The organism is Acidobacteriota bacterium (assembly GCA_016196065.1).
GTDB lineage: Bacteria > Acidobacteriota > Terriglobia > Terriglobales > Acidobacteriaceae > Acidiflorens.
In genome coordinates this window covers 439,814-453,613 of sequence record JACPYL010000008.1, presented here as the reverse complement: position 1 = coordinate 453,613, position 13,800 = coordinate 439,814, and the positions used below count along the sequence as shown (strand labels likewise).

The window sequence follows — 13,800 nt, the reverse complement described above, 5'->3', positions numbered from 1 at the left end:
TTGAAAAGAAATTATAAACTCATCGGGAACATCCGCTGACCTGGCGAGCGCGACACCGCGTCAGGCAGCCCATCGGGCTGGTCAAAAATAAAAATTATCCACAGGTTTCCGGGAGGACCAATCCGGCATATACTGCGCCACGCGCGGCCTTTGCGCGTAGGAGACTCCCCCAATGAATAAGGCATTTGAAGTCCTGCTCACAATTCTTGCTCTTGCCGGAATGTATTGCGCAATCCCAAACAAAATATCGCCAGTGGGAACTACGGTGCGGGCGCAACAGGAGGTCATGATTGCTGACGGTAGCGATCCCATGCCGTTGTGCCGTCGCGGCCACTGCAGGCCGATCGGTAAGTGATTTTGCAAACAACAGCACACTAGGGTAGCTCAGATTTTCATTGCCACGGCTGCCGGGGGAGAGGTATGCTTCCGAGCTTCGGGGGCACGTATTGCGATGAACTGGCTAACAGTAGTGAGCTGGGTCGCGGGGCCGGCGCTGCAGATTGTTCTTCTAACCTTCATGGTCCGGCGCGAGTTGCACAAGGTTTTTCCGAGATTTTTTTCCTACATTCTGTTTCAGGTTCTCAAATCGGGAGTTCTTTTCCTGACCTACCGCTATTCTCAGGACAACTACTTCGACGTGTACTGGACGGGAAATGCCATCAGCGTCCTCCTGGCGGTCGCGGTAATGGATGAGATCCTGCATCACCTGTTTAAGCGATATGGCGGGATTCAGACGCTGGGCACGATGATTTTCCGATGGTCCTGCGGACTTCTGTTGCTGCTTGCAATCGTCGGGGCAGTGACCAGTCCAGACTCCACTCCCGATCGTGTGATCGACGCGGTGCTTTACTTCGAGCGCAGCCTCCGGTTGATGCAGTGCGGCTTGTTCTTGCTGTTGATGCTGTTGTGCCGCGTTCTGAAGGATAGCTGGCGCCAGCCAGTATTTGGAGTCGCTCTAGGATTCGGTGTGTTCGCGAGCATCGAATTGATCCTGGTCAGCGTGGCCATATGGCGCGGTGGCAGTGCCGACGAAATGGTAAGCCTGGTGAAGAGCGCAGCCTACAATGCAGTGACCATCCTCTGGATTGGCTATCTGGCGCAGGAGAGCGAGGGCGAGAAAGTTCCTGTGCTCACCATGGCGCCTGTGAGTGGAATGAATCTGGCACTGGCGACGCCCAGTTCCGGCGTGAAGGAGGATGAGTCCTTCATCGTTTGGGTGGAGCAAGCGGTGGATCGCGTATTATCGCGACATACGTGGCCTGCGCAGTCAGGTTCGGGAACACAAATTATCGGGCGTAAGCCTGGCCCCGAGGAGAGCAACTAAGCGGTAGTATTTTCCATCCTTAGTACCAGCGAATGACAAATTTCATGGCAGAGGAAATGAGTGTCGGCGAGACCTGGCCTCCCCCGCCGGGTCATGTCATCTCTTTTAAGTCGGGGGAGACCTGGGATAAAGGCGTCCTCGCAGAAGTTCGTTGGGGCCTAGTGTGGCGGGATTTCCTGCTCGAAGATGGCCGCGTAATTCCCGAAATCAAGGTTCAAGGATGTCCTACGCCGCAAACATGGCGTGAATTCAGCGATGTGAGCCACGCGGAGCGCGAAGCCTGCGAGGAAAGGCTAGCCACAATGGCGGCCGCGGGGCAGGATCCGCGCGAGCGGGAACAATTGTTCCGCGCGGAACTCAATCAGTATCTTGCCTATACGTATCTCAAGTACAAGCAGGCGAGTCAGCGCTTTGCCCATGTCGAAAACGGACCGGTTGATTTTCCGGAACGTATTCGGGAAGTCAAACGAGTGGTTACCGGACGCCTGGAAGAGCTTATTGAGCGTGAGAGTGATACGAAAGAGCGCGAATCCGCAGCGCACTCGCTGGGGCGCCTGAAGGATCTGGAGACCTCTCTCCAAGGCGGAAATCGCGATTTTCGAACCTCCATAAAGTAGTTTGTCCGAGAGTGCCCTCATTCTCGTGGCGAAGTCCGCCAAATCCGCATCTTAGCCTTTGAAAGCTGCGTCGGATTATTCCTGGGGGAAGTCCATGTATATTCGGCAATTCTTGATTCTTGCGTTGGCAGCGTTCGGCGTGAACGCGTTCGCGCAGAATGCCTGTAAGGGGCAAAAATCGAAGATACCGGTATTTCGCAACGTAATCATTGTGGTGGAGGAGAACCAGAGCTTCGACGATGTGATTGGCAAGAATTCGAGGATGCCATACCTCAATGAGCTGGCCGCTCAGGGTGCTTTGGCACGCGGCTATTATGCGAACACCCACCCCTCCATCAATAACTATTTTCTTCTTACTACCGGACGCCGCGGCACCTCGTTACCGTATGCCATGGCGGATACGTTTGGCGGAATCGTGGGTGGCGAGAATGTGGCCAGCATTCTCACGCGGAATGGCAAAACCTGGAAGGCTTATGCCGAGAGTCTTCCGCATGCAGGTTCTGTCGAGCCCGACCCCGGTCCGGAGCGGTTATACGCCAGGCGGCATGTCCCCTTTGCATACTTCAAGAGCGTAGTGAATCCGGCGTCTGGAGCCAACCAGCGTGGCAACATTGTCCCCTTTACTGAGTTTGCATCCGACCTGCGTGACGATAAGCTGCCGAGCTATTCATTCGTTGTGCCCAACCTTGTGAACGATGCCCACGATAATCCCAAGACGCGAAAAGGCGCTGCCTGTGGTGAGGCGGAAAGCTTGACCGTTGCCGACAACTGGCTGAGAGCGAACATCGGTCCGCTCGTGAATGCCAAGCCGTTTCAAAAAGATGGCTTGCTCCTGATTATCTTTGACGAAGCTTGCGATCGCGGTCCCAAGAGCGACAGCAGCCTCCGACCCAACTGGAAACACGGTGGCGGGCACATTGCGGCTGTCCTGGTTGGAGCGCATCTTCCCGAAGGCGGATGTGTTTCGGACGCGGTGTTCAATCACGAAAGCGTCCTGCGACTCAGCTTGCGAGCGCTGGGAGTGGAAGAGTTCCCCGGAGCGGCCGCCACCGCACCTGATATCGGAGAATTCTTTGTCGATGCTCCTCAATAATCCGCAGTCGTCACTTCACGAGCCGGTTGTATTTCTTCAAAACCTCTCGCAACTTGTCGTGCGGTAATGCAATCACGGTCGTGTCGTTGATGCCTGTCATGGTTTCCGCCGCGACCATCGCATTGACGACGGCCTCTTCGGTTGCCTGGACGGTGGCGAGAAAAATAGGATTCAAATGCTGGTTGGGCAGCATCTTTAAATCACGAATTTCCTTCGGGTTCGCAGCGCCTGGGTTCGCGGTCGAGAAGGCGATAAAAATGTCTCCCGAGCCGTCGCCTGAAAAACTGCCGACACGTCCCAGTCCAAGAGATGCCCGGCGCACCACGCGCTTGAGCTGGGTCGGAATCAGCGGTGCATCGGTGGCCACCACGATGATGATGGAGCCTATGTCTTCGTCGCGCACCAGGTGATCGGGAATTTCCTTGCCCACGGGTACGCCTGCGATACGAAGCTGGCTTCGCCGTCCGTAATTGCACTGGACCAGCACCCCGACCGTGTAACCGCCCAGTTTGGCAGGCAGGACGCGAGAAGCGGTACCAATCCCTCCCTTGAACTCATTGCAGATCATGCCCGTCCCGCCGCCCACGTTGCCTTCTTCGACCGGTCCACCGTGAGCGCTGTTGAGCGCGTGGAAAACATGTTCTGGCTTCACATGAAAGCCGTTCATGTCGTTGAGGTCATCGTCGGCCGTTTCGGCCACCACGGGCAGGGACCAGCTATAGCCTTCGGAATCGGGCGGAGCCTTTTTGATACGCCACGCAATGACCGAATCCCGCACGACGCCGACGCTGTGCGTGTTCGTGATCATGACCGGGCCTTCGAGAAAGCCCGAGTCGTCGAGCCAGGTTGTGCCGGTCATCTCACCATTGCCGTTGAGCGTGAACCACGCGCCAAACACCGCATCCAGGGAATCTTTCCCCCGCGGTAGTACAGCCGTGACGCCGGTGCGGACGGGACCTTCGCCCACCTTGAGCTTGCCGCTGCCAGAGATCAATGTCGTATGGCCGACTTCGACGCCTCTGACGTCGGTGATTGCGTTGAGCGGTCCTGGATCTCCATCGAAGGGAACGCCGAGATCGCGTGCGCGTGGCTTGCCTTGGCCGAATGCGGAAACACTCACGAGGAGGAGCACAGACAGAGTTCGGACGGAACAAGTCATGGACATTTTCATTTTCATAGAGAGACAGGAGCAGCGCACTGCGCAGTATAAAGCATCGAAGCACGAGGACTGGTTTACAATCCAGAGCCAGAAAGTTTTCTTGAACCTTGGAGTCGACATGGAGAACTGGAAGAAGGCAGTGATCGCTGGATCGGTGGGAGCGGCGACAATCTTGATCGTCAAAGGGAAACGCCCAGCCGGAGTTCTGGCGGCAGGAGTCGGGCTGGCCGTCCTGGCGTCCGAATATCCCGAAAAATTCACCCAGATTCGCGAAGAGATTCCCAGCTACGTCCAGCAGGGAACGCGTTTCTTCGATATGGCGATGAAGATCGGTAGCAAGATCGGAGCACTCGTCGAGCAACGGGGCCGCGGCTTGCTGGAGGAGTTGGAAGAGTTCTGAGGGCCGTCGTTCGTCGTTCGCACTTCGTAGCTGAGACTTTTGCATTTAGCGAAGGACGAGCGACGCATCGCGAAGGACGAACCACCAACGACTGACGACGCCCTACTCAATCCCCAGTTGCTTGCGCGCGTCGGGGCTGAGGCGTTCTGGGGTCCAGGGTGGCTCCCAGACCACGTTGACATTGGCATTGCGCACACCCGGAAGTTGTTCCACTCGCGACTTCACCTGCGCACTGATGTTGACGTGCTCCGGGCAACCTTGAGCAGTGAGTGTCATCTCTACGGTGACGTCCTGCTGGTCTTCCGGTAGTGCGTCGAAGCGCACGTCATAGATCAGGCCCAAATCGACAATGTTGACGGGGATTTCGGGGTCATAACACTGCCTGAGGGCACTAAGAACGTCTTCCTGGGTTAACGGCATAACGATAAGTTTAGATCATTCCTATGGCCATGGATCCTGAGTCTCGAAAGAAAATACAGATATTTCTGATGGTCGCGATCGTTCTGGCGGGAGCGCGTGCCGCGTACATCGTTTACGACCGCTATGAGGAACGCAAAGAGGATGCCAAGCCAAAGCAGGAAAAAGCGCTCAAGGCCGACTACTACATCACGCCGAAGAAACTGCATCCCTACGATTTGAAGTCGGCGCGCGAACTGACGAAGCAGCCGATCTGGGTGAAGATCGGTTACGGATACACTTACTATCCCTACAATGTCGCGCGTCGCAAAGTAGATTTCAGCCGTGAATCCGGGACGCTGCTGCCGCTTCAGAAGCTGCAAATTCAGGACGTCGTCACCGATGTCTCTCCGAAAGCACCCGAAGCCAAACAGGTGATAGCGAGGTTCGAGTTGGATGGAATGCCTTTTGCCGTCCCCATCGGGGCCGAACAAGGTGGCGACTTCAGAATTTATTCCGATGAAATGTTCTTCATCGAAGACCCGCACGAGCTCTACAAACGGTGGCCCGCCGAAATGTGGAAAGCGATCGACGGCCATGAGGCGCTCCAAGGAATGAGTGAACTGCAAGCGAGCCTCGCGTTGGGGCTCGGCATCCCCGAAGGTTCGGGAACTTACGGCTCCAGAACGCTGAAATACGCTAACGGGGGCAAGCCTTTCACAATTACGTTTCGGGATGACAAGGCGACGGAGATCAAGCCGGGAGAGTAAGCCACTCGAGTACAATTTCTCGCATGAGACGAACCCTCGCGGTTGTTTTGTCTGCTCTCGCATTTTCCGTCGTCAGCTTTGCCGCCCCCCGCACCATGCGCGTGGACTACTACCACGCGGGGAACTCCAAGCAGGAATGGTTCAGCCTGGATAGGACCGTTCTTGAACCGCTGGAGTGGCCCGGGAATCCTACCAAGGCAATCGACGACAGCGCTCTCGGCAACTACATTTTTGAGGTCCGCGAAAAGCAGACTGGGAAACTCGTTTACTCGCGCGGGTTCAGTTCGGTATTCACAGAGTGGCGCGATACCGACGAAGCCTTGCACGCGAACCGCACTTTTTCCGAATCACTGCGCTTTCCAAGCCCGTCGGTTCCCGTCGAAGTGTCCGTGAAAGCCCGCACGGACGGCGGCTTTCAAGAGGTCTGGAAAACAGCCGTGGATCCGAATGACAAGTTTGTCGACCGGTCGCGTCCGCCTTCCGTGGGCGCGTTGATTCCGTTGCAGAGGATGGGAGACCCGTCCACGAAAGTCGATCTGGTTGTAATGGGCGATGGCTACACGGAAGCTGAACGCGGTAAGTTCGAAAAAGATGCTCGCCGATTCCTGGAAACGCTCTTTTCGACGTCGCCATTTCGCGAGCACCAGAAAGATTTCAACGTGTGGGGACTGTGTCCCCCGGCGGCGGAAAGCGGAATTGCGCGGCCTTCAAGCGGGATCTATCGTCGATCGCCACTGGGCGCTACCTACGACACCTTCGACAGCGAGCGCTACATTCTGACCGCTGAGAACCGCACGTTACGTGACGCAGCTTCGTTTGCTCCCTACGAGTTCATCGAGATCCTCGTCAACGGAAAGACCTATGGCGGAGGAGGAATCTTCAATCAGTACGCAACCGTCGCGATCGACAACGGATGGGCCGGATATGTGGGAGTCCACGAATTCGGCCACCACTTTGCTGCTTTGGCGGACGAGTATTACACATCCGACGTGGCGTATCTTTCTGGGGCAGAGAAGAAAGAACCCTGGGAGCCGAACGTGACGGCCCTGCTGGATCCGGCAAACTTGAAGTGGAGAGATCTCGTCGAGAAGGGCACGCCGCTTCCCACTCCCTGGCCGAAGGAAGAATTCGAGCGTTACGAAGCCGATATACAGAAGCAGCGCAGGGAGCTGCGAGCTGCTGGAAAGCCGGAAGCGGAGATGGAAGAACTTTTTCGCAAGGAGCGCGAGAAGGAAGATGCCATGTTTGCGACGCAAAAAAATGCCAGTAGCGTAGGGGCTTTCGAAGGCGCGAACTATCAGGCGAAGGGATACTACCGTCCGCAGATGAATTGCATTATGTTCACGCGGCACAATGCGTTCTGTGGTGTATGCCGGCGGGCGATCGAGCGAGTGATTGCGATGTATGCGGAATAGCGCTTTTCATTTGATCCTGTCATCCGGAGCGAGCGAGGGATCTTCCGTCCGATGCAGCACTGTCGAAAGACGCTCGCGGACGTACTGAACGACTTCTGGCGTGACATACTGCGGCGGACGAATCGCGAAGATTGGACGGTTGGCCACCGGCTTGAGTGAGACGCGCTCCCACGCCGGGGAACTGGAGTCCTCGGCAGGGTGCAGCAGGACTGCATCCGCACGATCGAGAAACGTTTGCGCGGAATTCTTGAAATCAGCAATCGATGGGTCGAGTACCGTCAGGTAGAGATCAGGTTTTAGAAAACGCAGAATGCTGTTCGACTCGATGATCGCATTTTGTGTCCCGGCAAGAATCTGCCGGACCCGCGGCATGGCTTCCGCAAGCCTTCCTTGTTCCGTACGCACCCACCACGCACGCTCGGCACCCGCAACCAGGAATCGCGAACTGTCGGACTCGCCATCGCGATTCCTTTCTTCCGATACCGCCCAGGCATGATCGTCTGTCGCGCAGTCACAGGCTGCGCCGTTGGCCGAGCATATGCCGTGTCCATATTGCGTGATCTTGAAGGCAGTCCAATGAAACTCGGGCAGGGCAGAGATCAGACCCGCGACGACGCTGGTTTTGCCGACGCTGCGGGAATGGCCGCCGATGACGAGGATGGGCATATCATTAGCTGCGAGCTTCGATCTTGGGGGCTTTCGAACTCCCGCTGCAAGCTCGCAGCAGGGCGTTTTCTTTATTCTTTTCGCTTCGCCGCTCGCGCCAAGAATGCCAGTTCCTTTAGATACTCTCGCAGCGGACGCGCCGGAGTTCCCCAGAACACGATGCCTTTGCCGCGAATCACTTTCTTCGATGGAACGCCGCTCTGCGCGCCGAGGATCGCGCCTTCTTCGATCCGCACGTGGTCTGCAATCCCAACCTGCCCGCCGATGATGACATTGTCTTCGACCACCGCGCTCCCGGATAGCCCAGTCTGCGCTGCGATCACGACATCATGGCCGATCTGGACGTTGTGGCCCACATGCACCAGGTTGTCGATCTTTGTGCCGCGGCGAATGCGAGTTTCGTCGAGTGCGCCGCGATCAATGGTTGCATTGGCGCCGATCTCGACGTCGTCCTCGATCACGAGGCGTCCGACTTGCGGAAATTGTTCGTAGTGCCCAGTCGCAGCGTCGCGAACATACCCGAAACCCTCGCTGCCCAGCACCGCGCCTGCCTGGATCACGACGCGGTCACCGATCGTCGTGCCCGGATAGACGGTCACGTTCGGGTCAATCCGGCAATCAGTACCAATCTTCACTTCGTCGCCAATCACGCATCCGGCGCCAATGACGGCTCCATCGCCTACGACAACGTTCTCCTCAATAACGGCACGTGCCCCGATCGCGACTCCTCTGCCGAGACGAGCCGAAGCAGAGACGATCGCCGAAGCGTGCACTCCGCCACGTTGCTCATCATTACGCAGGAGTTTGGACGCGCGCGCAAATGCGAGGCGTGGATGGGGATGGATCAGTAGTGGCTTCGTGGAAGGGATCGACGTGGCAAATTCTCCTGCGATGACCGCGGCCGCGTGTGAGGTGAGTGCGGAATCAAGGTGCTTGGCCTCGTCGACGAAGACAAGGCTTTCCTGCGTTGCGGACTGGAGGCTCGTTACCGCAGCAACTTCAACCGTCCCATTGCCAATTACTCTGCCGCCAAGGCGCTCCGCAAGATATTGAAGAGTGCGTTTCATGAACCTCTATTGTCGCGTTCAACCGTTACGTTCGCAAATCATTCTCGGCGCCGCAAAAAACCTGAGGGCGAATAGCTTTTACCGACAACTAGTACAGCGGCTTGTCCCCCTCCGGCCGCGTCTTCCATCGGCGGTGTACCCACAGCCACTGTTCAGGGTAGCGCCGGACATAGCTTTCAATAATTTTCGTGAACTGCGCTGTGTTGGCGACGATGTCGCTTTCGTTGTTGTCCGTGCGGATCAGTTTCACGGCCGGATCGAATCGCAGGCGATATTTCCCGAGCTTCGCATCCCAGATCGTGAACGTGGGGATCACGGCTGCATCCGTGCGTAGGGCGATACGCGACAACCCGCTCGCCGTATATGCCGGGATCCCGAAGAAGTCCACGAACACGCCCTGCGGCGGAGTCATGTTCGTGTCCATCAGGATACCCACGACCTCGCCCTTCTTCATGGCTGCCAGCAGGCCGCGCACGAAATCGTCTTTATCGACGGTGCGATTGCCGTGCATGGTGCGATAACTCTGAATCAGATGGTCGACGCGAGGATTGTCCAGCGAGCGCATGACGACGGACAGAGGATGCCCTTGCAAAGAGTGTGCGAAGGCGGAAAGCTCCCAGCCGCCCAGGTGACCGGTCAGAAACAGGACGCCCTTGCCGCGCGCGAAGGCACGCTCGAAATTCTCGAAGCCGTCGTAGACAACTACCTGCGTGACATTCTCCCGCGTATAGCGAGGGAAGAGGCAGACCTCGGCGAGTTGACGTCCCAAAGAGATGTATTCCCCACGCAGGATGCGAACTCTCTGCTTTCGCGACATTTCTGGAAAGGCCAGCGACAAGTTCTGCATCCCGACGCGCCGCAGGCGTCCATGCAGGACGTAGACCAGCAAGCCGAGGCTGATACCTTTCGCGCGGGCCAGCGGACGGGGAAGAATCCCCATCACCTTCAGGAAGACCCACACGAGCCAGTATTCGAGGCGTTCGCGCACTGTGCGGGAGTTTAGCAGGCAGGCCAAGGATTCTACAAAGGACAGATCCAACCCGGGCCGCTGGAATCCGGCCTACTTTCGGCGTAAAGTGCCAGCCATGGATATTTGGCTCACGATTCGGAGTTTCATTGCCTTCTATCTCCTGCTGTTTGGCTTGGGTTACATGTCCGGCGCATCCGACCAGCGGGTTGTGCTGGGCTCATTCTTCGCAGCACTCGGTCTGGTTTTCTTTTGGAGACTGTGGATTGCGATGCGAACGGGCAAGTAGCAAACCGCGAGCAAGCAGCAGCAGCGACCAGAGACCAGAGACCAGGCAAGGCGACTACTAGAGGCTACATGCCACGCGGCGCTGAGGAATCCTTTTTCCCTACTTCTGTTCCGCGGCCTTGGCCCACTTCGCCAGCGTGTTTAAGAACGGGTAGGCGTCTTTTGGCGCTTCAATGTTGCCTTCCAGCGATGTCTTGAATGGAACCATGCGGCCGTAGAAATCGCGCGTGCTGTCTTTGTCCTGCTTTACGACCGCTCCGCTGAGTTCCAGTCCGGCGAAGGCGCCACGGGCACGGGAATAGGTAAGAATCTGGGCGCGCATTTTCCAATCTGTATTGGCAGACGCATGGCGTCCCACAGGACCAGCAGCCGCACTGGCATCTGCGCCCAGCTTGAAATTGCTGGAGAGCAGATTCTTCATGCCGTCCTTGTTCATGACCAGCATGACCAGGTCGACGGCTTCGCCACCGATTTGGAGTCCGAAGCTGCCGCCCCCGATGGTGAAGAACGCGGGCGCGCTCCAGCCCTTGGGGGTGCGGCAACTAGCCACGCCTTTGCCATACCGGCCTCCGAATATGAAGCCGCCCTTGAGGAGCGTTGGAATCACGGCAACGCATTCCGCTGATCCCAGCACTTCTTCCGGGATGCCCTGGTCGGGCGCTCCCTGAATCTCGTCGAGGACCGTGGCGGCCGATTCCACGCGCCTGTTTGCTTTCGTGTCAGCCTCGTCGGCAGCAAAGAGAACGGTAGTCAACAGACAGACGGATAATGCCAGAACCAGAAGCCTTTTCATGATGCCTCACTTGGGAGTTAGGAATTGTCTTAATTCTATAGGATGCACGATTTGCATCGCTTGGTGGCAGGGGTGATCAGGAAGAGTCGGGCGGAACCGGGTCGAACGAATATCGTCCCTATTGTTAGTGGGTTACCGCAACTGCAGTGGGCTGTGCGCCGACCGAGTAGGGAGACCCTGGAATTGGCGTCAATGCGCCGGTCGTTTCATCCAGCCTGAACACAGAAAGGGTTCCCGGCGCTGACTGTTGCGGGGAATTAACGGTCGCAAAAACAAATCGATTGTCTGGTGTCACTGCCGCCGCGCTCGGCAGAAGCGAGCGTAGTGGTTCCGCCGAATAGGAACCGCTAAGGTTGGGTTGGCCCGTGAGAGTGCCATAGGTGCCGATGGAAGTGAAGAGGAACTTGGCATCCGGCGCGAGCGCAAGAAGCGGAACTCCGCCACTCTGTCGTTCGAGAGCGGAGACGGCTCCATCCGAGGGAATTACCGCGCAAACCCACAGCTCCAGGCTGAGGTCGTTGGCATCTCCCATCACGTATGCGAAGTTGCCGCTGGGATGCATTATGATCGACTTGGGACCGTCATGCGGAATGTAGAAGGGGCCGTTGACGAGTTGCAGGGAGCCCGTGCTCTGATCAATGGCGAACGTTTCGATCCCGTTGGTGTACTCGGCTGCGTAGAGGTATTTGCCCGCCGTGTCCACGGTGGCGTTATAGGGCGCATTGAGGTTGCCGAAGGGCGAACCGGGCACGGGAACCAGAGTTCTGCCACGACGGTCGATCTGCCACGCCAAGATGCCTGCGCACTGGGTTCCGACATAAACAAAGCGTCCCGTTGGATCGACAGAGATTGAACGCGTGCTGCAGGCCGCGGGAAAGTTGAAGGGCGAGCCCGCTGCGGGTGCGAGCGCACCCGTATCAGAATTGATCAGATAAACGGAAAGCTGGCCTCCCGGTGCCTTGTGACCGAGGGCGAAAAGCATCAAATTTTTGGGATCAACGGCGAGCGATGAAGACCAGAGTCCAGGCTCAACATCGGCCGCGAAGGGCGACCCTTGAACTGGCGTCAAGGCGCCGGTAGTGATATCTCGTTTGAAGCCGGAAATCGTCTGCGAGCCATCATTGGCGACATAAACGAACGACTGCCCTGGTGGAAATCCGCTCTGCAGAGGTGTTGTTGTTCCGCAACTGGTAGTCAATGCCAGAAGAATGGCGAGGATAAATAGCAGTACGGGTACGGAATGCGGTTTCATTGTCGTGCTCTTTCAACTTCAAGAAAAATCGGGGCTGAAGGCGGCGACCCTAATCTCCGCTTCCAACCCCGTCTCCCAGGTTCTGTGGTAGGTGAGGCGAGTATGCGACAGGCGCCAAAAACCGACAAGATTACGAGGGTCACTGTCCGGTAGTAACCAGGCAGATGGCAAGGACAGGGGAAATCACATTGAATGCATTCATATCCAGTAGATGAGCCAAAGGGGGTGACCAGGGACGGGCCGTGGCTACGGTCGGCCAGGCGCCGACCGGACAGCCGGCGGGGGCGCCGGCTATGACGACTATTTCGCTGTCACCAGCGAATGGGTAATGGCGTGGACCGAAAGCGCGATGCGATTCTGCACTCCAACTTTTCGCATCAGTTTGGCCACGTGTGCTTTCACGGTGCGTTCTTCGATTCCCAGAGCCGCGCCGATTTCTTTATTGGAGCGTCCTGCGACCAGCATTTCCAGAACTTCTTTTTCGCGGTCGGTGAAGGTGACGCGTCCGGCCGGGAAAATGCGGCCCGGCGACTGCGTGACGCGTTCGATGAACGTCGAGAGTACGTGACGCGGAGCCCAGACTGAGCCCTGGTTGACGACGCGCAGAGCCTGCACAAACTCGGTCGGCGACGCGGCTTCGTCCACATATCCCTTGGCGCCGGCGGCGATCGCTTTGAGGATGCTCTCCTCGTCCATGCCTGATCCCGTAACGATGATGCGGACATCCGGGCGCACCGCTTTAAGGCTCGCCATAATGTCGAATAAATTTTGACCCGAGCGGTTGCCGAGCAGAGCCAGATCAATACTGGGTAGCTGGCTTAGATCGGCCAGTGAGGCGGAGACCAGTTCCAGATCCGGTTCCGAATCGAAGAGCGCGCGGAATCCCACAAACCGAAGCGGATCACTTTCCACGACGGCAATACGAATAAGCGGCTTTCTCGCGACTGCAGCTTTCATAGGTTTCCCTGTTAGGATTGCATCCAATTAGTAGAGTGCCTGATTTGTCATGGAATTGGAATGATTGGTAGGGGATGAGAAATTACGGCGGTAACGTAATAGAAGAGGCATACGAGGAGGAATTGGCCGTGAAAAACACGCAGACAAGCCGGCTTGCGGTTCTGGTCGTGGGGTTCGCTCTGACCGCAGCCGTGCCCGGATGGGCGCAAACACAGGAGCCGGGCGCTGCCCCCGAGACTACCGCCGCACCCGCACCCGCCGCAGCTCCCAGCGCGTACCAACCAAAATTCGCAGGCGATCCTGCACGCTCGGAATCCGAAGCGCAGGCGCTTGGCTATATGCGCGTTGTGCTCCGCGCGCAGAAGGAATACAAGAAGCGCCACGACAAATTTGCCGAATCACTCCCGGCTTTGGCGGGTACCGGCTCCCTGACCAAGCGCATGGCGCGGTCTCCTGAACGCGGCGACTACACTGCCAGCTTCCGCTCCAAGAAAGATGGCTTCGTGTTCACCATGACTCCCAAACAAATGGATACGGAACATCGCTCGTTCTACGCGGAAGACGATGGGATCATTCACGGCGACGATCAGAAGCCTGCCGATCTGAGTTCACCCAAGCTGAAGTGAGATCGGATCG

Annotated in this window: 17 protein-coding genes; 9 read left to right on the top strand and 8 right to left on the bottom strand. The window is 57.3% G+C overall.

Going from position 1 to position 13,800, the window contains the following annotated elements:
- Window positions 1–172: 172 nt before the first annotated feature.
- The 4 genes from HY010_03005 (at window position 173) to HY010_02990 (ending at window position 3,034) form a co-directional block, all read left to right on the top strand.
- On the top strand, window positions 173–355 hold the full coding sequence (locus HY010_03005) for a hypothetical protein (protein ID MBI3474675.1): 183 nt from the start codon (window positions 173–175) through the stop codon (window positions 353–355).
- A 96-nt stretch (window positions 356–451) separates the two neighbouring features.
- Window positions 452–1,324 (top strand): hypothetical protein, encoded by an 873-nt coding sequence (locus tag HY010_03000; protein ID MBI3474674.1) that lies wholly within the window; start codon window positions 452–454, stop codon window positions 1,322–1,324.
- Between the two features lie 44 nt (window positions 1,325–1,368).
- Complete coding sequence (locus HY010_02995) at window positions 1,369–1,941, top strand: hypothetical protein (protein ID MBI3474673.1); 573 nt, start codon at window positions 1,369–1,371, stop codon at window positions 1,939–1,941.
- Between the two features lie 94 nt (window positions 1,942–2,035).
- On the top strand, window positions 2,036–3,034 hold the full coding sequence (locus HY010_02990) for a hypothetical protein (GenBank protein ID MBI3474672.1): 999 nt from the start codon (window positions 2,036–2,038) through the stop codon (window positions 3,032–3,034).
- Between the two features lie 10 nt (window positions 3,035–3,044).
- Here the strand turns inward: HY010_02990 and HY010_02985 are convergent, their stop codons facing one another.
- A complete protein-coding gene (locus HY010_02985; protein ID MBI3474671.1) occupies window positions 3,045–4,193 on the bottom strand; it encodes a P1 family peptidase in 1,149 nt (382 codons plus the stop codon).
- On the opposite strand from HY010_02985, the gene HY010_02980 reads away from it, so the two are divergent.
- Window positions 4,192–4,593: a hypothetical protein gene (locus HY010_02980; protein MBI3474670.1), complete on the top strand. Its 402-nt coding sequence runs from the start codon at window positions 4,192–4,194 to the stop codon at window positions 4,591–4,593. The two genes, HY010_02985 and HY010_02980, sit on opposite strands and share 2 nt — an antisense overlap.
- Before the next feature lie 102 nt (window positions 4,594–4,695).
- Here HY010_02980 and HY010_02975 read toward each other — a convergent pair whose 3' ends face one another.
- Window positions 4,696–5,013 carry a metal-sulfur cluster assembly factor gene (locus HY010_02975; GenBank protein MBI3474669.1) on the bottom strand — a complete coding sequence of 106 codons (318 nt, stop codon included), beginning with the start codon at window positions 5,011–5,013 and terminating at the stop codon, window positions 4,696–4,698.
- A gap of 23 nt (window positions 5,014–5,036) precedes the next feature.
- Between HY010_02975 and HY010_02970 the strand changes: the two genes are divergently transcribed.
- The gene (locus tag HY010_02970) at window positions 5,037–5,759 is read left to right on the top strand and encodes a hypothetical protein (protein MBI3474668.1); all 723 of its coding nucleotides are present in this window, start codon (window positions 5,037–5,039) and stop codon (window positions 5,757–5,759) included.
- 23 nt (window positions 5,760–5,782) lie between these two features.
- Window positions 5,783–7,174: an IgA Peptidase M64 gene (locus HY010_02965; protein ID MBI3474667.1), complete on the top strand. Its 1,392-nt coding sequence runs from the start codon at window positions 5,783–5,785 to the stop codon at window positions 7,172–7,174.
- Window positions 7,175–7,180: 6 nt separating this feature from the next.
- On the opposite strand, the gene HY010_02960 is transcribed toward HY010_02965, so the two are convergent.
- From HY010_02960 to HY010_02950, 3 genes are all read right to left on the bottom strand, one after another.
- Window positions 7,181–7,840, bottom strand: coding sequence for a hypothetical protein (locus HY010_02960; GenBank protein MBI3474666.1), 660 nt, complete (start codon window positions 7,838–7,840; stop codon window positions 7,181–7,183).
- Between the two features lie 71 nt (window positions 7,841–7,911).
- Window positions 7,912–8,907 (bottom strand): UDP-3-O-(3-hydroxymyristoyl)glucosamine N-acyltransferase, encoded by a 996-nt coding sequence (lpxD, locus tag HY010_02955; GenBank protein MBI3474665.1) that lies wholly within the window; start codon window positions 8,905–8,907, stop codon window positions 7,912–7,914.
- A gap of 88 nt (window positions 8,908–8,995) precedes the next feature.
- Window positions 8,996–9,847: a lysophospholipid acyltransferase family protein gene (locus HY010_02950; protein ID MBI3474664.1), complete on the bottom strand. Its 852-nt coding sequence runs from the start codon at window positions 9,845–9,847 to the stop codon at window positions 8,996–8,998.
- Between the two features lie 145 nt (window positions 9,848–9,992).
- Here HY010_02950 and HY010_02945 point away from each other — a divergent pair, with 145 nt between their 5' ends.
- Window positions 9,993–10,163: a hypothetical protein gene (locus tag HY010_02945; protein ID MBI3474663.1), complete on the top strand. Its 171-nt coding sequence runs from the start codon at window positions 9,993–9,995 to the stop codon at window positions 10,161–10,163.
- Window positions 10,164–10,262: 99 nt separating this feature from the next.
- Here HY010_02945 and HY010_02940 read toward each other — a convergent pair whose 3' ends face one another.
- The 3 genes from HY010_02940 to HY010_02930 all read right to left on the bottom strand — a co-directional run bounded on the left by HY010_02940 (window position 10,263) and on the right by HY010_02930 (window position 13,164).
- A complete protein-coding gene (locus HY010_02940) occupies window positions 10,263–10,955 on the bottom strand; it encodes a lipid-binding SYLF domain-containing protein (GenBank protein MBI3474662.1) in 693 nt (230 codons plus the stop codon).
- Between the two features lie 124 nt (window positions 10,956–11,079).
- The gene (locus HY010_02935; GenBank protein ID MBI3474661.1) at window positions 11,080–12,207 is read right to left on the bottom strand and encodes a beta-propeller fold lactonase family protein; all 1,128 of its coding nucleotides are present in this window, start codon (window positions 12,205–12,207) and stop codon (window positions 11,080–11,082) included.
- Between the two features lie 300 nt (window positions 12,208–12,507).
- The gene (locus HY010_02930) at window positions 12,508–13,164 is read right to left on the bottom strand and encodes a response regulator transcription factor (protein ID MBI3474660.1); all 657 of its coding nucleotides are present in this window, start codon (window positions 13,162–13,164) and stop codon (window positions 12,508–12,510) included.
- 128 nt (window positions 13,165–13,292) lie between these two features.
- Between HY010_02930 and HY010_02925 the strand changes: the two genes are divergently transcribed.
- Window positions 13,293–13,790: a hypothetical protein gene (locus HY010_02925; GenBank protein MBI3474659.1), complete on the top strand. Its 498-nt coding sequence runs from the start codon at window positions 13,293–13,295 to the stop codon at window positions 13,788–13,790.
- Window positions 13,791–13,800 lie beyond the last annotated feature (10 nt).